At 66.3% G+C, this 21,279-nt stretch carries 21 protein-coding genes; 7 read left to right on the top strand and 14 right to left on the bottom strand.

Features of this window, described 5'->3' with window-relative positions; genetic code table 11:
- The first annotated feature begins 54 nt into the window (after positions 1–54).
- Positions 55–1,485, top strand: coding sequence for an amino acid permease (locus ACCQ01_RS09780; RefSeq protein ID WP_228433398.1), 1,431 nt, complete (start codon positions 55–57; stop codon positions 1,483–1,485).
- 201 nt (positions 1,486–1,686) lie between these two features.
- Here the strand turns inward: ACCQ01_RS09780 and ACCQ01_RS09775 are convergent.
- Positions 1,687–2,485, bottom strand: a protein-coding gene (locus ACCQ01_RS09775) for an IS5 family transposase (protein ID WP_228433400.1) whose coding sequence is annotated in 2 segments (ribosomal slippage) — positions 1,687–2,215 and positions 2,214–2,485 — 801 coding nt in all. Because the reading frame shifts where the segments join, the coding sequence is not laid out codon by codon here.
- A 518-nt stretch (positions 2,486–3,003) separates the two neighbouring features.
- Here ACCQ01_RS09775 and ACCQ01_RS09770 point away from each other — a divergent pair.
- The 4 genes from ACCQ01_RS09770 (at position 3,004) to ACCQ01_RS09755 (ending at position 6,364) form a co-directional block, all read left to right on the top strand.
- Entirely contained in the window at positions 3,004–3,657 is a 654-nt protein-coding gene (locus ACCQ01_RS09770; RefSeq protein ID WP_011036990.1) for a methylthioribulose 1-phosphate dehydratase, read from the top strand.
- A 33-nt stretch (positions 3,658–3,690) separates the two neighbouring features.
- A complete protein-coding gene (locus ACCQ01_RS09765) occupies positions 3,691–4,257 on the top strand; it encodes a 1,2-dihydroxy-3-keto-5-methylthiopentene dioxygenase (RefSeq protein WP_011036989.1) in 567 nt (188 codons plus the stop codon).
- Between the two features lie 2 nt (positions 4,258–4,259).
- Complete coding sequence (gene mtnC / locus ACCQ01_RS09760; RefSeq protein ID WP_114998142.1) at positions 4,260–4,958, top strand: acireductone synthase; 699 nt, start codon at positions 4,260–4,262, stop codon at positions 4,956–4,958.
- Between the two features lie 356 nt (positions 4,959–5,314).
- Entirely contained in the window at positions 5,315–6,364 is a 1,050-nt protein-coding gene (locus ACCQ01_RS09755; RefSeq protein WP_228433402.1) for a C13 family peptidase, read from the top strand.
- A 191-nt stretch (positions 6,365–6,555) separates the two neighbouring features.
- Here the strand turns inward: ACCQ01_RS09755 and ACCQ01_RS09750 are convergent, their stop codons facing one another.
- The 11 genes from ACCQ01_RS09750 to hisS form a co-directional block, all read right to left on the bottom strand.
- Complete coding sequence (locus tag ACCQ01_RS09750; RefSeq protein ID WP_228433404.1) at positions 6,556–8,142, bottom strand: calcineurin-like phosphoesterase C-terminal domain-containing protein; 1,587 nt, start codon at positions 8,140–8,142, stop codon at positions 6,556–6,558.
- 414 nt (positions 8,143–8,556) lie between these two features.
- A complete protein-coding gene (gene hisIE / locus ACCQ01_RS09745) occupies positions 8,557–9,177 on the bottom strand; it encodes a bifunctional phosphoribosyl-AMP cyclohydrolase/phosphoribosyl-ATP diphosphatase HisIE (protein ID WP_228433407.1) in 621 nt (206 codons plus the stop codon).
- Positions 9,167–9,943, bottom strand: a complete 777-nt coding sequence (gene hisF, locus ACCQ01_RS09740) for an imidazole glycerol phosphate synthase subunit HisF (RefSeq protein ID WP_042598965.1) — start codon at positions 9,941–9,943, stop codon at positions 9,167–9,169. The genes hisIE and hisF overlap by 11 nt, the downstream gene beginning before the upstream one ends.
- Positions 9,937–10,671, bottom strand: a complete 735-nt coding sequence (gene hisA / locus ACCQ01_RS09735; protein ID WP_228433409.1) for a 1-(5-phosphoribosyl)-5-[(5-phosphoribosylamino)methylideneamino]imidazole-4-carboxamide isomerase — start codon at positions 10,669–10,671, stop codon at positions 9,937–9,939. The genes hisF and hisA overlap by 7 nt, the downstream gene beginning before the upstream one ends.
- The gene (hisH, locus tag ACCQ01_RS09730) at positions 10,668–11,270 is read right to left on the bottom strand and encodes an imidazole glycerol phosphate synthase subunit HisH (RefSeq protein WP_042598963.1); all 603 of its coding nucleotides are present in this window, start codon (positions 11,268–11,270) and stop codon (positions 10,668–10,670) included. Before hisH ends, hisA begins: the two co-directional genes overlap by 4 nt.
- Positions 11,267–12,394 (bottom strand): bifunctional histidinol-phosphatase/imidazoleglycerol-phosphate dehydratase HisB, encoded by a 1,128-nt coding sequence (gene hisB / locus ACCQ01_RS09725; protein ID WP_014507574.1) that lies wholly within the window; start codon positions 12,392–12,394, stop codon positions 11,267–11,269. Before hisB ends, hisH begins: the two co-directional genes overlap by 4 nt.
- The gene (hisC, locus tag ACCQ01_RS09720) at positions 12,391–13,479 is read right to left on the bottom strand and encodes a histidinol-phosphate transaminase (protein WP_228433411.1); all 1,089 of its coding nucleotides are present in this window, start codon (positions 13,477–13,479) and stop codon (positions 12,391–12,393) included. The genes hisB and hisC overlap by 4 nt, the downstream gene beginning before the upstream one ends.
- A complete protein-coding gene (gene hisD, locus ACCQ01_RS09715; RefSeq protein WP_228433413.1) occupies positions 13,476–14,771 on the bottom strand; it encodes a histidinol dehydrogenase in 1,296 nt (431 codons plus the stop codon). The genes hisC and hisD overlap by 4 nt, the downstream gene beginning before the upstream one ends.
- The gene (gene hisG / locus ACCQ01_RS09710) at positions 14,768–15,682 is read right to left on the bottom strand and encodes an ATP phosphoribosyltransferase (protein WP_011269813.1); all 915 of its coding nucleotides are present in this window, start codon (positions 15,680–15,682) and stop codon (positions 14,768–14,770) included. Before hisG ends, hisD begins: the two co-directional genes overlap by 4 nt.
- A gap of 9 nt (positions 15,683–15,691) precedes the next feature.
- Complete coding sequence (locus ACCQ01_RS09705) at positions 15,692–16,018, bottom strand: YerC/YecD family TrpR-related protein (protein ID WP_011036977.1); 327 nt, start codon at positions 16,016–16,018, stop codon at positions 15,692–15,694.
- A gap of 217 nt (positions 16,019–16,235) precedes the next feature.
- Positions 16,236–17,669, bottom strand: coding sequence for a histidine--tRNA ligase (hisS, locus tag ACCQ01_RS09700; RefSeq protein ID WP_228433415.1), 1,434 nt, complete (start codon positions 17,667–17,669; stop codon positions 16,236–16,238).
- 246 nt (positions 17,670–17,915) lie between these two features.
- On the opposite strand from hisS, the gene ACCQ01_RS09695 reads away from it, so the two are divergent.
- The gene (locus ACCQ01_RS09695) at positions 17,916–18,539 is read left to right on the top strand and encodes a Crp/Fnr family transcriptional regulator (protein WP_228433417.1); all 624 of its coding nucleotides are present in this window, start codon (positions 17,916–17,918) and stop codon (positions 18,537–18,539) included.
- 91 nt (positions 18,540–18,630) lie between these two features.
- On the opposite strand, the gene ACCQ01_RS09690 is transcribed toward ACCQ01_RS09695, so the two are convergent.
- Both ACCQ01_RS09690 and thrC read right to left on the bottom strand, forming a co-directional pair.
- Positions 18,631–19,371: a murein L,D-transpeptidase catalytic domain family protein gene (locus ACCQ01_RS09690; protein ID WP_228433419.1), complete on the bottom strand. Its 741-nt coding sequence runs from the start codon at positions 19,369–19,371 to the stop codon at positions 18,631–18,633.
- Positions 19,372–19,470: 99 nt separating this feature from the next.
- The gene (gene thrC / locus ACCQ01_RS09685; RefSeq protein ID WP_228433421.1) at positions 19,471–20,775 is read right to left on the bottom strand and encodes a threonine synthase; all 1,305 of its coding nucleotides are present in this window, start codon (positions 20,773–20,775) and stop codon (positions 19,471–19,473) included.
- A gap of 164 nt (positions 20,776–20,939) precedes the next feature.
- On the opposite strand from thrC, the gene ACCQ01_RS09680 reads away from it, so the two are divergent.
- Positions 20,940–21,254: an EthD family reductase gene (locus ACCQ01_RS09680; RefSeq protein WP_029217002.1), complete on the top strand. Its 315-nt coding sequence runs from the start codon at positions 20,940–20,942 to the stop codon at positions 21,252–21,254.
- Positions 21,255–21,279: the final 25 nt, after the last annotated feature.

Here is a 21,279-nt window from a genome sequence, read left to right as displayed (position 1 = left end):
GACGCCGGTCTTCTTGTTCAATGACCGCGCGTAGCGCCAAGCCGGAACCGCTTCATGTTCAAACAACTTTGGGCCACCAAACACCCGCACGCCAGCCATGAGGCGGCTGACGGGCTGGGCCTGCAACGCGCACTTGGCCCCTGGGGGCTGACCGCCCTGGGAATCGGCGCGGTGATCGGCGGCGGCATCTTCGTCATCACCGGCCAGGCGGCGGCCGACCATGCCGGCCCGGCAATCATGCTCTCGTTCGTGCTCGCAGCGGTGTGCTGTGCGTTCTGTGCGATGGCCTACGCCGAATTCGCTGCGATGGTGCCGGTCTCCGGCAGCGCTTACACCTACACCTATGCCACCTTCGGCGAGCTGGCCGCGTGGTTCATCGGTTGGATGCTGGTGCTGGAATACGGCGTGTCCGCCTCGGCAGTGGCGGTCAGCTGGACCGGCTACTTCTTGAGCCTGCTCGAGCATTTCGACATCCACCTGCCGGCCGCATTCGTCAGCGCGCCGCTGGACGGCAAATTGCAACCCACCGGGGCGATCGCCAACCTGCCGGCGGCCGGCATCGTGCTGCTGCTGACCTGGCTGTGCTATGTCGGCATCCGCAAGTCGTCGGCAATGAACATGGCCATGGTGATCCTCAAGACGGGCTTGATCCTGCTGGTGATCGCGGTGGGCTGGAAATACGTGGACACGGCCAACTGGCACCCGTTCATCCCGGCCAACGAAGGCCCGGGCAAGTACGGCATGGAAGGCGTGCTGCGCGGCGCAGCAATGGTGTTCTTCGCCTATATCGGCTTCGAAGCGGTGTCGGTGGCGGCGCAGGAATCGCATCGCCCGCAACGCGACCTGCCGATCGGCATGATCCTGTCGCTGGTGATCTGCACCGTGCTCTACATCGCGATGGCGGCGGTCATGACCGGCCTGGTGCCGTACACCCTGCTCGGCACTGACGAGCCGGTGGTGACCGCGGTGGCGGCGCATCCGCAGCTGGCCTGGTTGCGCGTGGTCGTGGAAGTGGGCGCGTTGATCGGGCTGTCGTCGGTGGTGCTGGTGATGATCATCGGGCAGCCGCGCATCTTCATGATCATTGCGCGCGATGGCCTGCTGCCCTCGATCTTCACCCGCATCCATCCCAAGTACCGCACGCCGCACATCAATACCGTCATCACTGGCGTGGGCATCGCCATACTTGCGGCCGTCTTCCCGCTGGATGTGCTGGGCGAGCTGACCTCGATGGGCACGCTGATCGCCTTCGCTGCCGTGTGCGCGGGCGTGCTGATCCTGCGCCGCACCCATCCGGAACTGCCGCGTCCGTTCCGCATGCCGGCCGCGTGGCTGATCTGCAGCGCCGGTGTGCTCAGCTGCCTGGCCTTGCTGTCGGCCATGACGCTGCACAACTGGATGCTGATGGGGTTATGGACGCTGGTCGGGCTGGTGGTCTATTTCGGCTACGGCTATCGTCACAGCCGCCTGCGCGACGGCCGCTGAGCACGCGCGCGGGCCAGCAGGGACTGACAAAACGGCTGCGCGCCCCCTAGGGGAGCGGGCGATCTGAGCCTTCGTTGCAGGGCGGCTGATTTGTGGCTTGGCCTGCAAGGCTCTGATCTGCGGCGTTGCTGCAAGGACCATTGCCCGCCCACCATCGCAGGACACGCCGCGAGGACGTCCCCGTCGGCTCTAAGAACCTGTTCACGATCTTCTGAGTAATAGTGCCAAGAAGGCCAAATGGATGAACTGCAGGCTGGTGTTGAGTTTGCGCTCGCAGTTCTTCCATAGCCTTCGGTTCTTCTCCAGCCAAGCAAAACTACGCTCGACGATCCATCGCTTGGGCATGACCTTGAAGGTGTGCAGTTCGCTGCGCTTGGCAATCTGCACCGTGAGCTGCTCGCCTAAAATCTCTCGCACGCCGTCGGCAAACCGTACTCCGGTGTAGCCGCTGTCGCACAGTAAGCTTTGTACATGCGTCAAGTTTGACTGGCAGCGCTCCAACGCCTGCAGCGCACCTTTGCGGTCGGTCACCTCCGCCGTCGTCACCGCGATTGCGTGGGGCAATCCCTGAGTATCAACAGCGATATGCCGCTTGATGCCCGACACCTTCTTGCCCGCGTCATATCCCTTTTGCCCCGCTGTGTCCGTGTTCTTTACGCTCTGCGCGTCCACGATCAAGAACCTGGTGCAGGCGTTGCGCTCCTGTCTGGCGCGGACCACGCCAACCTGATTTTTTAAGTGCCTGCTCCAGCAGGCTCACTCCCTCATCGTCGCACTCGCTCCACTTGGCAAAGTACGAGTGCACGGTCCGCCACTTCGGAAAGTCGCTGGGGAGCGCTCGCCATTGGCAACCGGTTCGCAGCACGTACAACACTGCGCACCACACCTCATACACATCCACACGGCGTGGCTTGGTGCGCTTACGCGCTTGTTCCAGGATCGGCAGCACGTGTTCGAACTGCTCCCGGCTCATGTCACTCGGATAGGTCTTTTGGCGCATCCGCATAGTCTGCACTGATCAGGAAAGATCGTGAACAGGTTCTTACACGGCATCCATGCCGCGTCATTTCCCGCGGCGCTGGGCGGGCAAGGACCGGTCGAGATGGTCGGCGTGCATAGCGAAGCGCCCTACGTGATGCACGTTTTTTGATGCTGGCGCTGGTTCGACATCCGACACAGGTGCGACAAGCGGCTGTTCAAGCGGCCACCGACCAACCATCCGGTGCAGTGTCCTCGCCGCTTGCGGGACCGTGTGGCGGCATGGATGCCGCCACCGAGCCCCCAGGGACGGGTTCACGGCGTGTCCCGCGAGCGGCGAGGGCACCGCGCCCTCGACGGACTCAGCATTGACCCGGGCTTCTGACTGCATCTAACCAGAGCCGGCTGGTAAAACCACTGCGCTCACTGCAAGACGCACGCTCGTTACATTCCGTCAGCCATTCGCGATCCGAGCGCGGCAGGAACAGCCCCTGCTGCGCTGCACCTGACCGTAATCCGGTGGGGCAGTAGAATAGGCGCATGAATGCGACCACTGCCCCCCTGCCCTATAGCGCCGCCCGTTTGCACGAGCTGGCGCAGTTGCTGATCGGCAATATCCGTGAGCTGGCCCAGGCCGGCTGGACGCCCGCCACCAGCAGTAATTTTTCCCATCGCCTGGACGAGCAGCACGCGGCCATCACCGTCTCCGGACGCGACAAGGGCCGCCTGGTCGAAGAAGACATCATGGTGGTGGACTTCGATGGCCAGCCCGTGGGCCGCCCGTTGCGCCCGTCTGCCGAAACCCTGTTGCACACCCAGCTGTATCGACGGTTCCCGGAGATTGGCTGCGTGTTGCACACGCATTCGCCGGTACAGACGATTGCTTCCCGCCTGTATGCAGGCAGCGGCGTGATCCGCCTGGAAGGCTACGAACTGCTCAAGGCCTTCGAGGGCAATACCACCCACGAAACCGCGGTGGACGTGCCGGTGTTCGCCAACACCCAGGACATGCAGGTGCTGGCCGCGCAGGTCGAGGCCTTGCTGGACAAACAGAGCATGTGGGGGTATCTCATCGAAGGACACGGCCTGTATGCCTGGGGCCGCAACATGGCCGAGGCACGCCGTCATCTGGAGGCATTCGAATTCCTGCTGCATTGCGAACTCGAGCTGCTCAAGCTGCGCAGTCCGCGCTAAGCCCTCCCCGCCCCACGTGTGAGCCAGACCGCCATGAGCCGACTGCGTATTTTTGCCGATTCCAACCCGACCACGCCGCACTTCGACAGCCGCGATGGTGAGCAGATCGCCACCGAGCTGCGCAAGATTGGTGTCACCTTCGAGCGTTGGCACGCCAGCCAGCCGGTCGAACCGGGTGCATCGCCCGAACAGGTGATGGCCGCCTACCGCGCCGACATCGACCGCATCAGCGCCGAGCGCGGCTTCAAGACCGTGGATGTGGTGAGCATTGCGCCAGACAATCCCAAGCGCGAAGAAATGCGTGCCAAGTTCCTGGATGAGCACTTCCACAAGGAAGACGAGGTGCGCTTCTTCGTGGCCGGCTCCGGGTTGTTCACGCTGCACGTGGACGCGCAGGTCTACGAGATCGAATGCGTCAAAGATGATCTGATTGCGGTGCCGGACAGCACGTTGCATTGGTTCGACATGGGCCCGGAGCCGCACTTCGTGGCGATCCGTTTCTTCACCGAGCCGGACGGTTGGGTCGGCCACTTCACCGGCACCGAAATCGCCAAACAATTCCCCCGCTACGCCCCCGAGAAACCTCCAAAGGCCAGCTGACGATGACACGACCGCAAGCGATCCTCACCGATATCGAAGGCACCACCAGCAGCATCTCTTTCGTCAAGGACGTGCTGTTCCCGTATGCGCGCCGCGCCATGCCCGCCTACGTGCGCGAGCACGGCGGGCACCCGCAGGTGCGGCATTGGCTCAATCAGGTGGCCGACGAGATCGGCGAAGACGTGCCGGATGAGGTGCTGATCACCACCTTGCAGACCTGGATCGACGAAGACCGCAAGCACACCGCGCTCAAGGCCCTGCAGGGCATGATCTGGGAAGACGGCTACCGCACCGCCGATTTCAGCGCGCACATCTACGCAGACGCGGCGATCCAGCTGCAGGCCTGGCATGCCGAAGGCATTCCGCTGTACGTGTATTCGTCCGGTTCGGTGCCGGCGCAGAAGCTGTTCTTCGCGCATAGCGATGCCGGCGACCTGAGCGGCCTGGTGACCGACTGGTTCGACACCGAGGTGGGTCCCAAGCGCGAGAGTTCCAGCTACCGCCGCATCGCCGAACGCATTGGCGTGCCGGCGCCGGAGATCCTGTTCCTGTCGGACGTGATCGAGGAACTGGATGCCGCCAAGCGCGCCGGCATGCGCACCGCGCTGCTCGACCGCCTGGACGATTACCCCACGCCACGTTCGGCGGACGATGTGGGCAGTCACCAGCGCGTGGAAAGCTTCACGCAGTTGGTGCTGTAACTGACCACGCGCCATCGATTCGGTTGATGGCGCGGTTTTGTTGGCGTGGGGCGGCACCGTGAGTACGCGGAAGCTGGGATGACCTTGCGCCTGTTGATCACGGCGAGCGTGTCCACTTCAGATTGCTGGCTTGTATTGACTGCAGAGCGCAGCTGCAGGCGCCCTTGGCGGCTCGGTAAGTTGAGTCGACAACACGGGTGCTCATGCAAGCCAGCATGACGCCCGCCTACCGCAATGCCCGTATGCGGCACCTTCGCGTTGGATCACCGAGCACCTACATGCGACGCCAGCCGCCTCGGCTTGTTATCCGCCCGCGCAAGCGCTACATCTGCATCTTCCCGGTCCTGGCGTTCTCCATGTTGCAGTCATCCCGATCCGGCCCATCTGCCCTGTTGCGCCGGTTGTTGCTACTGACCGCACTGGTGGCCCTGGTTGCCGGCTGCCACCCGGATGCCGGCGCGGCGCTACCGGCGCAGCAAGACGCCAGCGCCGCGCAGGTCGATCCGGTAGACCAGACGGCGCTCGCCAGCGCCCTGAAAAAGTTGGCGCCGCAACGCCCAGGCATCACCGATCTGTATGTGGTGGGCTTTGCCGGCGATGCCAGCGACGACGTCTTCCGCAACGAAACGCTCTACCTCAAGCAGCTGTTCGAGCAACGCTTCGACGCCCGTGGCCGCGTGGTCACGCTGGTAAATCATCCTGACAATCTCGGCGAGCGCCCGTACGCACCGCTGGCCACCTACGACAATCTCTACGACACGCTCGCGGCGATCGGCAAGCGCATGGACCGCAAGGAAGACGCGCTGCTGCTGTTCGTCACCACGCACGGCACCGAAGACCACACGCTGTATGTGCAGGTGGACCAGAACGAAGAAGATTTCATCAGCCCGCAGGATCTGCGCAAGGCACTGGACGATGCCGGCATCGACAACCGTGTCATCGTGCTGTCGGCGTGTTATTCGGGCGGCTTCATCCCCGCGCTGCGCTCTGCCACCACGCTGGTGCTCGCCGCGGCACGTGCCGACCGCCCCTCCTTCGGCTGCGGCAACACCTCCAATGCCACCTACTTCGGCCAGGCCTGGTTGATCGATGCGATGAACCAGGTGGCCGACCCAGTGGCGGCGTTCGACGCAGCCAAGGTAGCGATCACTGCACGCGAAAAAGAGGACGGCGAGCTGCCGTCGTTGCCGCAGCAGTCGGTCGGCAAACATATCGGGGCCGTGCTGGCGCGCTGGCGTGCCGGGTTCCAGCCGGGGCCGGCGCTGGCATATCCATATCCGCCAGTCGTTGCCGAAGCCGCGGATGACGCGGTCGCCGATCAGGGCGACACCCCCGCCGACACCAAAGACGCTGCGCCCTCCACGCCCCCACAACCCACGGCAGCGCCGAAACCGAAGCGGCCGTGATGCGCTAAAGGTTGCGACTAATTCTCATTACGTCACCGGCAGTCGCGCATCTCTACACTTGCCGGGCCAGCCAGCGACACGCCAGCCAGCACCGATCCCCGCCAGCGCGCCCATCGCCTGCCAGCCCGGATCCAAGACGCCTCCCTCGTGGAGGCGTTCGCGTTTGTGGAGGTGCGCCCTGCACGCCGAACTCAGGGCGTGGCGCGCTCCAGGCGATAGGTGGTGCGCGCACTTTGCACGCCGGTAGGCAAGGTGGCACGCACATCGACGGTATGCGCGCCGACCTCCAGCGTGGTCGGCAATGCGCCGCGCCATAGATGCGTGGACGGCGTGGCCTCCGGTGAGCGGTCGTACCCCCGCAGCTGTTCGGCTGCATCGTCGCGCGTGTTCTCAGCGAGCACGCGTGGATCGGGCCGCTCCACCCGCTTCATCGGCTGCCAGGCGCCGCCGTCGATGCGCATCTCCACCGGCGTTTGCGCATCGCCCATGAACACGTTTGCGTACACGCCCCAGGCCGCATACGCGCCCTGCCGCAACACCTTGGGTGCACTCAGCAGCAGCTGTGCATCGTCCGGCGCACGCGCGGCGTGATACGCCAGCGTGTAGTCGCCCCCCGGCGCTACCTGCAGCACCGCATAACCGTTCGGGGTGCCATCGCTCATGGTGGCATCTGGAATGCCGTCGGCGTCCTTGACCCCGGACCAGAACGCACCACAAGCCGCACCCACGTTGTATTCATGCAACGGACGCGCGCCCTGCCAGCCTTCATCGGCGCCGTGCGCCACCTGCCGCTGGGTATGGCTGTGTGCGCTCAGCACCAGCACGTGCGGGAAGTCCTTGAGCAACGCAAACAGGCGACGCCGATCGGCATGGCGAAACGTCTCCTGCCCGGGCGCGGCATCGAACAATGGGATATGCAGGCCCAGCACCACCACGCGCTCGCGCGGCAGCTGCGCCAGGTAGGCCTGCAGGAAGGCGAATTGATCCTCACGCAGGCCGCCGACGTACGCCGGCTTGGCGCCCGGCGTGTAGATCACATCGTCCAGAAACACGAAGCTCGCGTTGGCCTCCTCCACCGCGTAGGTGTCCGGGCCATAGATCGCACGCCAGCTGTCCAGTGATTGCAGGTCATCGCGCGCATCGAAGTTGAGGTCGTGGTTGCCCGGCACATGGAACCACGGCACGCCCAGCTGCGTGGTGACCTTGTTCAAGGCCGGGTACAGGCTCAGGTCGTCGCTGACGATATCGCCGAGCGTGGTGCCCAGGCGCGCGGGGACCTTGCCGACGATGGGCGAGACGATATCGCGGCGGTAGTAGTCCACATCGGCCAGGCTGGCGGTCTGGCTGTCGGCAAACACCAGCATCTGGAAGCCGCTTGCCTGTGCAGCGACGCGCGGGGTCAGTGCGAAATCCCAGTTGCGGGTGTTGGTGCCAGTGGCAGCGATGCCGCTGTATTTGCGCTTGGGCGAGCCCTTGGGCGCGTAATGGCGCCAGAACCCGGGCAGGCCATCGGCATTGGGAACGAAACTGCGATCGCCCGGCTTGATCACAAACACGGTCTGGCCCTCGCGCACCGGCAGACGGTAGCGGCCCTGCGCGTCGGTCCGCACCAGCTGCTGCCCATTGGAGACGATGACATCGGCAAGACCAGGCTCATCACGGCCCCGCCCCGGCCTGCCGTCGCGCTCTTCGAACACCACGCCATCGACCACGACATCGCGTGCATGCGCAGTGCCTGCGAGCAGGCCCAGGGCCAGGAGAGCGAAACGAAGCTGCATGGGTGTTCCTGCGATGACCAGCCGTAATTGTAGCGGGGCCTGGCTGGCTCACCGCAGTGCCGGGTGGGTGATCGCGACGCGTGGACGCGTGCGTCTGCGCGATAGGAGGCCCGAGCCGTAGTGCGTAGGAGCGCGCTTGCGCGCGATGTGGCGTTATCGGTGAAGCCCATGCGCGCAAGCGCGCTCCTACGAGATGCATTCTCCGCGTCGCAACTAACTTGTGCCGCGATTCCAACGGCGCCCAGGCCCAGTTGTGCGCAGTAACATGAGGCGCTGCGCAGCGACGATGCGCCTGGCTGCGATAAGGTCTGTGGCAGTCCCGCTTTACGTAGGAGCGCGCTTGCGCGCGATGAGGCGTTATCGATAACGCCCATCGCGCGCAAGCGCGCTCCCACGAGATGCGCTGGTGAGCGATTACGTGTGCCGCGATTCCAGCAGCGCCACTGCATCGCCCAGGCCCAGCCCGCGTGCGCGCAGCAGCACGATCAGGTGGTACAGCAGGTCGGCGGATTCGCCCAGCAACTCGGCGTCGCCCTGCACCACCCCGGCCAGCGCGGTTTCCACACCCTCCTCGCCCACCTTCTGCGCAATGCGTCGAATGCCTTGCTCAAACAACTTGGTGGTGTAGCTGCCATGCGGGCGCTCGCGCTCGCGCTCGGCGATCAAGGCGTCCAGGCTGCCGAGGAACTGGCCGGGCGCGGTCGAAAAGCAACTGGTCCGGCCCAGGTGACAGGTCGGGCCGTGCGGACGCGCCTGCACCAGCAAGGTGTCCGCGTCGCAATCGGTTTCGATCGCGACCACGCGCAGCACATTCCCCGAGCTCTCGCCCTTGGTCCACAGCCGCTGCTTGCTGCGGCTGAAAAAAGTGACCTCGCCACGCGCACGCGTCACTGCAAGCGCCTCGGCATTCATGTAGCCCAGCATCAGCACGCGCAGGTTGTCGGCATCCTGCACGATCACCGGCAACAAGCCGTCGCCTTTGTTCCAGTCCAGCGCATCGAGCACATCGCCGGCTGCCGTCGTCTCACTGCCCATCACGTACCTCGATCTGTTGCGCGCGCAGGAAGCGCTTGAGTTCCGGAATCGGAATCGCACCGCTATGGAAGACACTGGCCGCCAGCGCCCCATCGGCATCGGCCTGGTCGAACACGTCGGCAAAGTGCTGCATCTCGCCCGCGCCGCCAGACGCAATCAGCGGCACTCGGCACAACGCGCGCACCTGGCGCAGCTGCGCGATGTCGTAGCCATGCCGGACCCCGTCGTTATCCATGCAATTGAGCACGATCTCGCCTGCGCCCAGGCGCTGCGCCTCGGCCACCCAGTCCAGCGTGCGCATCGGCAGCGCCTGGGTCTTGCTGGGGTCGCCGGTGTAGCGGCGGACGCGCCACTGCCCGTCCTCTTCGCGGATCGAGTCGATGCCGACCACCACGCATTGCACGCCGAAGGCGTCGGCCAGCTCGGAGATCAGCTGCGGCCGCCCCAATGCCGGCGAGTTGATGGAAATCTTGTCGGCGCCGGCATGCAGCACCGCACGTGCGGTGTCTACATCGCGGATGCCGCCAGCCACGCAGAACGGGATGTCGATCAGGCGCGCAACGCGCTCGACCCACGCATAGTCCACCGAACGCCCTTCCGGGCTGGCGCCAATGTCGTAGAACACCAACTCGTCCGCGCCCTGGTCGCGGTAGCGCATCGCCAACTCGACGATGTCGCCCATGTCGATGTGGTCGCGGAACTTGACGCCCTTGACCACGCGGCCATCGCGCACGTCCAGGCAGGGAATGATGCGACGGCTCAGCATGCCAGTGCGTCCTTCAGATCCAGATGACCTTCCAACAGCGCCTTGCCGAGCACGATGCCGGCACACCCGGCCGCCTTGGCCGCGGCCACGTCGGCCAGATTGCGCGCGCCACCGGAGACCTGCACCTGCAACTGCGGCGCCAGTGCGCGCAGATGCGCATACAAGCCCATGTTGGGGCCGGACAGCATGCCGTCACGCGCGATGTCGGTGCACAACAGATGCTGCAGACCGGCCTGCGCGTACTGCGTGGCCAGTTGATCCAGCGTGGCCTCGGCGGTTTCGGTCCAGCCATGCACGGGAAGTTGCCATACGTCAGCTGCGTCCTGGCGTGTATCCAGCGCGATGGTCAGCCGATCGGTGCCGAATTCCTGCAGCCAGCCAATCACCGTGGCGCTGTCGCGCACGGCCAGCGAGCCCACCACCACGCGCGCAGCGCCGGCATCGAGAATCCGCGCCACGTCCTCGCGCGAGCGCACACCGCCACCGGTCTGCACCTGCAGGCCGGTCTGTCGGCTGATCTGACCGAGCAGCGGGGCCAAGGTGTAGCCGCCCGCCTGGGCCGCATCCAGATCCACCAGATGCATCCACTGCGCACCAGCGTCGGCAAACGCCTGCGCACGCGGCAGCACATCGTCGCCGTAGCGGGTTTCGCGGGCGTAATCGCCTTGCAGCAGCCGCACCACACGGCCGTCGCGGATGTCCAGCGCGGGGTAAACGGTGAAACTCATGGGAAGCTCATCTCAAGAAAATTGCGCAGGATGCGCGCGCCGGTGTCGGCGGAACGCTCGGGATGGAATTGCGCGCCGCAGCGCAAGCCGCTCTGCACCACCGCGGTGAACAGCCCACCGTGATCGCAGGCGGCGACAGTGTCGGCTGTGACTGGCGCGGCATAGCCATGCACGAAATAGGCGCTGGCACGCTCCGGCAACCCAGCAAGCAGCGCAGAGTCACGCATCGGCACCAGCTGGTTCCAGCCCATGTGCGGTACGCGGATGCCAAGCGCCGGCGTCATGTGCCGCACGATGCCCGGCAGCACTCCCAGGCAGTCCACATCGCCTTCTTCGGAATGCTCGAACAACAGCTGCATGCCCAGGCAAATACCGATCAGCGGCACCTGCAACTGCTGTAGCGGTTCAATCAGGCCCTGCGCACGCAGGCGCGCCATGGCCTCCGGCGCTGCGCCCACGCCCGGCAGGATGACGCGCTCGGCGCCCTGCAGGCCCTGCGCATCACGCACCACGCGCGCTTCCACGCCCAGGCGTTCCAGCGCATAGCGCACCGAGCCCAGATTGGCACCGCCGGCGTCGATGAGCGCGAGGTCGGTCATAGCGCCCCCTTGGTGGATGGCAACGCGGTGCCCTCGCGACGGATCGCCTGGCGCAGTGCACGCGCCAATGCCTTGAAGCAGCCTTCCACCTTGTGGTGATCGTTCTCGCCGCGCACGTGCAGATGCAGATTCAATCCGGATGCATCGCACACCGAACGGAAGAAGTGCGGCACCAGCTCGGTGGGCATGTCGCCAACGCGCTCGCGTTTGAAGTCGCCGTCAAACACGAAGTACGGCCGGCCACTGAAATCCAGCGCGGCACTGGCGATGGTTTCGTCCATCGGCAAGGTGAAGCCGTGCTGTGCGGTATCACCGGCCACGCGCCATGGGCTGTCGACCGGATCAAAGCCATAGCGGCCAATACCGCGCTTGTCGCCCAAGGCTTCGCGCAAGGCCTGCCCCAGCGCCAAGCCGGTGTCTTCGATGGTGTGGTGCTCATCGATGTGCAGGTCACCTTCGGCGCGGATATCCAGCGCAAAGCCGCCGTGCTTGCCGATCTGCTCGAGCATGTGATCGAAGAACGGCAGCCCGGTGGCGGTGTGCGGTTCGGCCACGCGATCCAGGTCGAGCTCCACGCGGATGCGGGTTTCCTTGGTATTGCGCTGCACCACCGCGCGGCGCGGCGCATCGGCCAGTTCGTGCGCGATGCCGGCCCAGTCCCAATCGCCGCCGAACTGCTCGGTACGCAGCTGGAACCCGCGGATGTTGAGGTTCTGCGCGAACTGGATGTCGGTGATGCGGTCGCCCACCATCGCCGAACGGCTCCAGTCGATGGTGCGGTCCTGCAGGTACGGCACCATCAGACCAACGCCCGGCTTGCGCGTCGGCGCGTTGTCGGCCGGCCAGCTGCAGTCGATCAGCACTTCGCGGAACACGATGCCCTGGCTGGCGAAGATCTGCAGCATCAGGTTGTTGGGGCCATCGAAGGATGCTTGCGGATAGCTCTCGCTGCCCAGACCGTCCTGGTTGCTGACGATGACAAACTGGTAGCCGGCATCGCGCAGTTTGAGCATGGCCGGAATCACGCCGTCGACAAAGCGCAGCTTTTCGTAGGCGTCGATCTGGAAATCGGCTGGCTCGGTGATCAGCGTGCCATCGCGGTCGACGAAAAGAATCGGGGTCATGCGGCCTCCTGCTTGCGCTGCAACGCGCCCAGCACACGGTCGTTCTGTTCGGGCGTGCCGATGGTGATGCGCAGTGCATCGGACAGGCGCGGCACCGCGCGTTGATCACGCACCACCACACCCGCTTCGAGCAGCGCCTGGAACGCTGCTTCGGCGTCGTCGAAACGCACCAGCAGGAAGTTGCCCTGCGAGGGGTAGACCTGGCGCACGCCGGCCACCTGCACCAGCGCGGCATGCAGGCGTGCGCGCTCGGCACGGATGTCGGTCACCCGCCGCTGCGTCACTGCCAGCGCAGGTGCAGACAAGGCCTGCTCGGCCATCACCGCGCATGGCGTGGGCACCGGATACGGCGCCTGGCAACGGCGCAACAACGCGATCAACTCAGCGTTGGCGATCAGGCTGCCGATGCGCGCAGCGGCCAGCGCGTGCGCCTTGGACAAGGTGCGCAACACCGCCAGATTGTCGTAGCGCGCAAGCAGGCCAATGGCCGAGGGCACATCGGAGAATTCGCCATAGGCTTCATCCACCACCACCAGCGCCTTGCCCTGCAGCGCCTGCAAGGCAGCTTCGATCTCGGCCAGCGGGATCGCCGAGCCGGCCGGATTGGACGGCGAGCACAGGAACACCAGCTTGGCCTTGGCGTCCAGCGCAGCCTGCACGATCGCCAGCACATCGGCATGGAAACCGTCCGCCCCATCGACCAGCGGCACTTCAACCAACGGCGCGTTCTGCAGGCGCGCGCACACCGCATACATGCCGAACACCGGCGGCGTGACCACCACCGCATCGCGCTCGGGCACGCACAGGCCACGCACCAGCAGATCGATGGCCTCGTCGCTGCCGCGGCCGATCAGCAATTGCTCGGGCGCACAGCCGTACAGCTGCGCCAGCGCAGCACGCAGGCCCTTGGGCTGCGGATCAGGATAGCGACGCGTGCTGGCGTCGGGATCGGCCGGATTTCCCCAGGCCGACTCGTTGGCGTTGAGCCACACATCGCCCTGCAACGCACTCGTGCGCGCCGACGCATAACCTGCAAATGCGCGCAGATCGTCACGCACCAGATCCATTACCGATGCCGTGCTCATGCGGCCACTCCCATGCGCAGCGCCACCGCGTTGGCATGCGCATCCAGGCCCTCGGCGCGCGCCAGAATCAATGCGCATGCGCCGATTCCATCGATACCGGCCTTGCTCGCCGCCTGCACGCTCACCATGTTCTGGAAGCTGGCCACGCTTACGCCGCTGTAGGCACGCGCCGCACCGCTGGTCGGCAACACATGGTTGGTGCCGCTGCAGTAATCGCCCAGTGCTTCGGGCGTGTAGTCGCCGAGGAACACCGAGCCGGCAGCCTCCACCTGCGCGAGCCACGCACGCGGCTCGCGCAAGGCCAGGATCAGGTGCTCGGGTGCATAGCGGTTGCTGATCTCGAACGCCTCCTGCAACTTCGCCACCTTGATCAACCGCGACTGCGCCAACGCTTGGCGCGCGATGTCGGCGCGCGAGAGTTGCGCCAGTTGCAGGTCCAGTTGCTCCTGCACTGCGGTAATCAATGCATCGCTGTCGGACAACAGCAGCACCTGCGAATCCGGGCCATGTTCGGCCTGCGACAACAGATCGGCCGCGACAAATGCCGGTTGCGCGCCGGCATCGGCAATCACCAGCACCTCGGACGGGCCGGCCGGCATGTCGATCGCGGCCGCGCCGGATTGCGCCACCTGCTGCTTGGCTTCGGTAACGAAGCTGTTGCCCGGGCCGAACAATTTGTCGCAGCTGGGAATGGAGTCGGTGCCATAGGCCATTGCCGCAATCGCCTGCGCGCCACCGAGCTTGAATACTCGGCGCACGCCGGTGAGTTGCGCGGCCACCAGCACCGCCGGGTCGACACTGCCATCCTTGCGCGGCGGCGTGCACAGCACCACTTCGCGGCAGCCAGCCAGCCGCGCCGGCACGCCCAGCATCAAGGCGGTGGACGGCAACGGCGCGCTGCCGGCCGGCACGTATAGGCCCACGCGGCCGATCGGGCGCACGATCTTTTCGCAGACCACGCCAGGTGCGGTTTCCACCGCATAGCCTTCGCTCATGCCGGCGCGGTGAAAGGTGTCGATGCGCGCCACGGCGTCCTGCATCGCCTGGCGCAGTTCCGGCGCGATGGCGGCATCTGCCGCGGCAAATTCGGCATCGCTGACCGCAAAGCTCTCCAGCGTGACGCCGTCGAAGCGTGCGGTGATCTCGCGCAGCGCCACATCGCCACGTGCACGCACATCGGCGATCAGGGTGGCGACCGCCTCGCGTGTCTGCGTGGCGACGGTCTGCACCGGGCGCGTCAACGCCTGGGTGCGTGCGTCTGCAGTGAGTTGGGTCCAATCAAGCGTGTTCATGCGAGCGAGCGCTCCACCGTCAATACCATCAAGCCTTGCGCACCTGCGCGTTCCAATTCTTCCAGGCGTTGCCAGGTCACCGCGCCGTGGCACATGGTCTGCAGGCGCAAGGCGCCATTGCCGTCGTCGGGCAACTGCACCAGCGGGTCGGCATCGGGCAGCAAGCGGCGCAGCGCATCCACGTTGCCTTGCTCGGCGCGGAACATCAGCAGCTTGCTGTCGCGCAGCTTGAGCACGCCATCCATGCGCCGCAGCAGCATCGCCAGCAGCGCCGCGCGCGCATCGGCTGGCTCGCGCACGGCACCGGCCAGCACCGCCTCGCTTTCCATCACCAGCTCGACCGGCTTGAGTTGGTTGGCGGCTAGCGTCGCGCCGCTGGAGACCAGGTCGCAGATCAGATCGGCCGTGCCCAGGCGCGGCGCGATTTCCACCGAGCCGGAGAGCTCGACCACCGATGCGTCGATGCCCTGGCGCTCCAGCCAATCGGCCAGGATCGCCGGGTAGCTGGTGGCGATGCGCTTGCCCGCCAGCTGCGCCACGCCCTGCCAGTCCCATTCTTCCGGTACCGCCAGCATCAGCCGACACTGGCCGAAACCGACGCCGCGCACGGCGTGATACGCGGCCGGCAGGCCAGCGCGACGACGCGCCGATGCCTGCTCGTCCAGCTCGTTCTGGCCCACGATGCCCAGGTCGCAGACGCCATCGGCGATCAGGCCCGGGATGTCGTCGTCGCGCACCAGCAGCAGATCCACCGGCAGCGATTCGCCGTAGCAGAACAATTTGTCGCGGCTCTGCCGCCAGCTCAGCCCGCAGGCGGCCAGCAGGCTGCGCGCCGGCTCGGCCAGGCGGCCGTTTTTCTGGATGGCAATGCGCAACCGGTCACGTGCCGGTGCTGCCGTGGAAGCACTCATCTTGTTCTCTCAGTGGGATTCGACAGGGCGCGACGATTGCTCGCGCAGGGCCGCGGCATAGCCGCCGGCGCCGTGTTCCAGGGTGCGCGCGACACGCCCGATGGTGGTGACGCTGACCTGGGTCAGGTCATGAATCTCGCGATACGGCACGCCCTTGACCAGCAACGGCACCACCCGCCAGCGGTCGGACATGGCTTCGAGTTCGGCCGGCGTGCACAGGTCACGCAGGAAGGCCTCGACGGCGCCGGGCGCCTCCAGGCACGCCAACGCCTCGGACAGCATCTTCAGCGAGGCGGCGACATCGGTACTTTCGCGGGGAGCAGGTCGTTGTTTCATCGCGTTAATGTAATAGCGTGTTAGTACATTAGCGCAAACAGGGCCATGAGGACAAGCGGGCGAACTTGCGGCGTTCATGCAGAGCGCCCTGCACGGACGCGCCCTGGTATCGCTACCGCAGCGCCACCGCCACCGCCACGCATCCTGCCCCGAAAACGAAAGCAGCCGGCCAGATCGCTCCGGCCAGCTGCCCGCAACGCCCGTGCAATGGGCGCGATCAGTTCGCCGCGATCCCCGACACCAGCATCGCCTTGGCCTGCTCCAGCTCCACCTGCAACGTGCTGGCCAGCTCGTCACGGGCCACGTCGAACTGCTGCTCGCGCACCAGGTCCTTCACCGCCACCACGCCACGCGCCAGTTCGTCGTCGCCGGCCAGCACCACGAAGCGGATGCCCGCACGCGCGGCGTACTGGAACTGCTTGCCGACCTTCTTTGGCTCCATCTGCACCTCGGTGTTAATGCCACCGATGCGCAGCCGGCGCGCGATATCCAGCGCATCATCCAGGCGCGACTCGTCCATCAGCGCCACCATCGCGTGCACACTGCTCTCGGCGATCCCGGCAATCAGGCCGGCCTCGCGCAGCTGCCAGAACAACCGCGTCAGGCCAATGGAAATGCCCACGCCCGGCAGCTTGGACTTGGTGTAGTGGCTGGCCAGGTTTTCGTAACGGCCGCCCGAGCAGATCGAGCCGATCTGCGGGTGATCGGTCAGCGTGGTCTCGTAGACGGTGCCAGTGTAGTAATCCAGCCCGCGCGCGATCGAGAAATTCAGGCAGTAGGCGGTCTCGGGCACGCCCAGCGCCTTGACCAGTTCCAGCACCTCACGCAACTCGGCAATGCCTTCGCCCAGCGTTGCGCTCGCGCCCACCGAGGCCTCCAGCGCCTGCAACTGTGCCAGCGCATCGGCATGCCCGTTGGAGCGCACCGCCACGAAGGCCAGAATCTTGTCCACCTGCGCGGCCGCAATGCCGAAGCCTTCGCCGGCCAAGGTGTCGCGCACGTACTCGGCGCCGCGCTTGTCGATCTTGTCGACCTCGCGCAGCACCGCCAGCTGCAGCTCGCCCTCGGCCACGCCCAGGCTTTCGAAAAAGCCGCGCAGCAGCTTGCGGTTGTTCAACTGCACCTTGAAATCGCCAATTCCCAGCTCGGCGAACACCGCGTGAATCACCGCCAGCACTTCGGCGTCGTAGCGGATGCTCAGCGCATCCTTGCCGATCACGTCGATGTCGCACTGGTAGAACTCGCGGAAGCGGCCACGCTGGGCGCGTTCGCCGCGGTACACGCGCTGCATCTGGTAACGGCGGAACGGAAAGCTCAACTCGTGCTCGTGCTCGGCCACATAGCGGGCCAGTGGCACGGTCAGGTCGAAGCGCAGCGCCAGCTCCGGCAGGCCGCCACTTTCGGCACCCTCGTCGGCAGCCGCGGCGGCATTGGCCAGCGCGCCGGTGGACTGCACGAAATACACCTGGCGCTCGGTTTCGCCGCCGGATTTGGTCAGCAGCACATCGGAGAGCTCGAACACCGGGGTTTCCACCGGCAGGAACCCGAACCGCTCGTAGTTGCGGCGGATGACGTCCAGCATGCGCTGGAACGCGATCTGCTCGCGCGGCAGCAATTCCATGATGCCGGGCGGCGTACGGGGCTTGATCACGAGCGAAACTCCTGCGTATCGAGTGGGGCGAACGCGCAATTCTACCGGCTGGGCGGCCGTGCTGACCGCATGGCGTATCATTCGCCGCGTCCCAGCAGTGCGTGGCCCATGTACCGGCAGCTTCCAGACCCCAGCGTGACCTGCCCGGCCCCGGCCGAGGCCACTGGCGCCACCGCCCGTGACTCCGAATGCGCTTTGTGTGCGGTACGCGGCCGGGCGATCTGCGCGGCGCTCTCGGAGCAAGAGATGGCCGCGCTGGACCAGGCCACCAGCGCGCAGGCCTATGCCACCGGCAGCGCGCTGGTGCGGGCCGGCGAGGCGCGCCACCACGTCTACACCGTGACTTCCGGGGCGCTGCGCATGGTGCGCACCCTGGCCGATGGGCGACGCCAGATCACCGGCTTCGTGCTGCCCGGCGACTATGTCGGGCTCACCGAAACCAGCCACCATCGCCACGATATCGAAGCCATCATCGACAGCCGGGTCTGCCGCACGCCGTTGGCGCAGATGCGTCAGCTCCGCGAGCGCTACCCAAGCCTGGAACGCAAGTTGTTACAGCGTGCTGGCATGGAACTGGCCGCAGCGCAGGACACCGGCCTGCTGCTGGCGCGCCTGCAACCCAGCGAACGGCTGGCGCACTTCCTGCTGCGTTTGGCCGCACGCTCCACCCGCCAGGGCGCATCCGGCGACACCGTGGCGCTGCCGATGAGCCGCAGCGACATCGCAGACCATCTCGGCCTGACCATGGAAACGGTGAGCCGCACCTTCACCAAGCTCAAGCAGCAGCACCTGATCGCCCTGCCCCAGCTGCATCTGGTGCAGATCCTGGACTATCCGGCGCTACGCAAGCTGGCCGGCGACGAGGTCTGAGCCCAGCCGCCATGCGCTGGCGGCGAAACGGAGCGGGCAAGCATCGCAATCGCTGGCTGCAGCATCTCCGGCAACGCCAGCCGCAGCGCTCCTACAGCCCACCCACGCTGGCAACGGCAGCGCCGCAACCGCCACTCAACAGGCGCGATTGGCGCAACCAGGCACGGTCCGGGTAATAGGCGAACACGAAGGCGCCTTCGCGCAAGGTATCGATCAACTGTTTGGCCACCGCCGGCCGCACCGCCGGGCACCCCAGGCTGCGGCCCAGCCGGCCCTGGCTGCGGATCACCGCTTCGCTGACATACGGCGCACCGTGGATCACGATCGCGCGGTCGCGTGCATGGTCGTTGAAACCAGGCTCCAACCCCTTCAGGCGCAGCGAGTAGCCGTTGTGGCCGGTGTAGGCCTCCTGCGCGGTGAAGGCGCCAAGGCTGGACTGGAAACTGCCGTCGTCGTTGGAGAATTTCGCCGCCAGGTTGTTGCCGGTATTGCGCCCATGCGCCACCCACTCTTCGAACAACAGCCGCTGGCGAGCCAGATCGAACACCCACAGCCGCCGCTCGGTGGAGGGGCGGCTGTAGTCGATGACGCTGAGCACGCGTTCGGTGCCCACCTGCTGGCGTTGACGCGCGCATTGCAGGGCTTCGGTGGCCAGGGCCAGGACCTGCCGGTCCAGCGCCGGTGCCTGGCGGGCCAGTGCATCGACCAGGCCGGCCTGCGGTGTGCCCAGGGGCGACACAGGCGAGGCAGCGATGGCGTCGGCGGCACCCGCCGTGCCGGCCGTTGCCCATCCGCATAGCGCGGCGGCAACGGCGATCAATCGATAAGACATGCAACAACCCACAGGGACGCGGTGCCACGTGGGCCCGCACCCCCTAGAGATAGCCGCATCCGGCCCGGTTTCCAACCCCGGCTGGCTGAACGTGTTCGGTCAGGGCGCATCCGCCAGCAGACGCTGCCGGAACGCCAGGTAGTCCGGTGCCAGCGGTTCGGCATGCGCCGGGCGCTGCAACAGCGCCGCCAGCGCCGGCGGGATCTCCACTGCACGGCCGATCAGCGGCTCCACCACCGCCTCGAATTTGGCCGGGTGCGCCGTGGCCGCCACCGCCCAGTCGCCGGTGCCGCCCTCGGCCCCTTCTACGCGCAATTGCTCCAGTACGTGCACGGCGGTGGCGGTATGCGGGCAATGCACCTCGCCGTAGCGTGCGAAGCGTTGCTGCACGGTGTGGCGGATCGCCGTGTCGTCCACCGACAGCGCACGGAACGCTTCGCGCAGCGCCGCATCGTCGCCGCCATACAGCCAACGCAGGCGTTCGAAATTGCTGGGCGCGCCCACGTCCATCGCGTTGGCCACGGTGGCCACGCTGGGTTGCGGGGCGTAGTCGTCGCCGGCGAAATAGTCGGGCAATACATGGTTGGCATTGGACGCCAGCGCGATCTGGCCCAGCGGCACGCCGAGCGCGCGTGCCAGGATCGCGGCCAGGCCGTTGCCCAGGTTGCCGGTAGGCACCACCAGGTTCAATGCGGCCGCGGCGCCAGCGTGGTGCTGCAGCGCTGCGTGCGCGTAGTAGCTCATCTGCGGCAGCAGCCGCCCCAGGCTGATGCTATTGGCCGAACTCAGCGGTACCTGCGCCTGCAGCTCGCCATCGTTCAAGGCCTGCTTGACCATGGCCTGGCAGTCGTCGAAGGTGCCGGCCACACGCAATGCCTGGATGTTGTCGCCGAAGCAGCCCAGCTGATGCGCCTGCCGCGGCGACACGCGGCCATCCGGATACAGCACCACCACCCGCAGGCCGGGCTGCCGATGGAACGCCGCCGCCACGGCCGCGCCGGTATCGCCGGAGGTAGCCACCAGAATGGTCAGCGGGCGGTCTTCGGCGCGCCGCAGCCGCGTCAGGCAAGCGGCCAGAAACCGCGCACCAAAATCCTTGAAGGCCGCGGTGGGGCCATGGAATAGCTCCAGCGCGTAGTCGCCCGGCGTGGCCAGCGGCACCAGCGGCGCCGGGAAATCGAACGCTTCGGCGCAGATGGCCGCCAGCTCGCCTGCCAGCGCGTCACCTTCGAAGAACGGCTGCAGCAGTGTGGTGGCCGTGTCGGCCAGCGTTGCGCCGGCCTGCAGGGTGCGCGCCGGCGGCAGGGTCTGCGGCACGTACAGGCCGCCGTCCGGGGCCAAGCCGGCGGCGATCGCCTGGCTCAGGCTCACGGCAGGTGCGGCGCCACGGGTAGAGATGAACATCATGCGGACTCCAGGCAGAGCGGAAACGGGCCAGCGCCCATCAACGAGAAAGGCGGATGCTGCGGGTGAGCGGCGGCATTGGGTGTCGCGGCGCGCCGCCAGGCGGTCGCACGGGGTTGCCGGCGCGGCGCTATGCTGCGCGCACCTTCCCGTGGAGCCCGCAAATGATCAAGGTCAGTGTGATGTACCCGTACCGCGATGGCGCCCGCTTCGACCACACCTACTACAGCGACACCCACATGCCGCTGGTGAGCGCGCGCATGGGCGCGGCCTGCCTCAGCTACACGGTGGACAAGGGCATCAGCGGCGGTGAGCCGGGCAGCACGCCGCCTTACATCGGGATGTGCCACATCTTTTGCGACTCGGTCGAGGCCTTCAACGGCAGCTTCGGGCCGCACGCGGCCGAGATTCTTGCCGATATCGCCAACTACACCGATCTCGCGCCAGTCATGCAGATCAGCGACGTGGTGGTCGGCTGAACATGGCATCGCGGTGCGTGCCTGC

This window comes from Xanthomonas sp. NCPPB 4037 (assembly GCF_041475695.2).
Taxonomy (GTDB): domain Bacteria; phylum Pseudomonadota; class Gammaproteobacteria; order Xanthomonadales; family Xanthomonadaceae; genus Xanthomonas; species Xanthomonas campestris.
The sequence above is the reverse complement of the archived record's forward strand: the minus strand, read 5'-3'. Positions and strand labels throughout refer to the sequence as shown.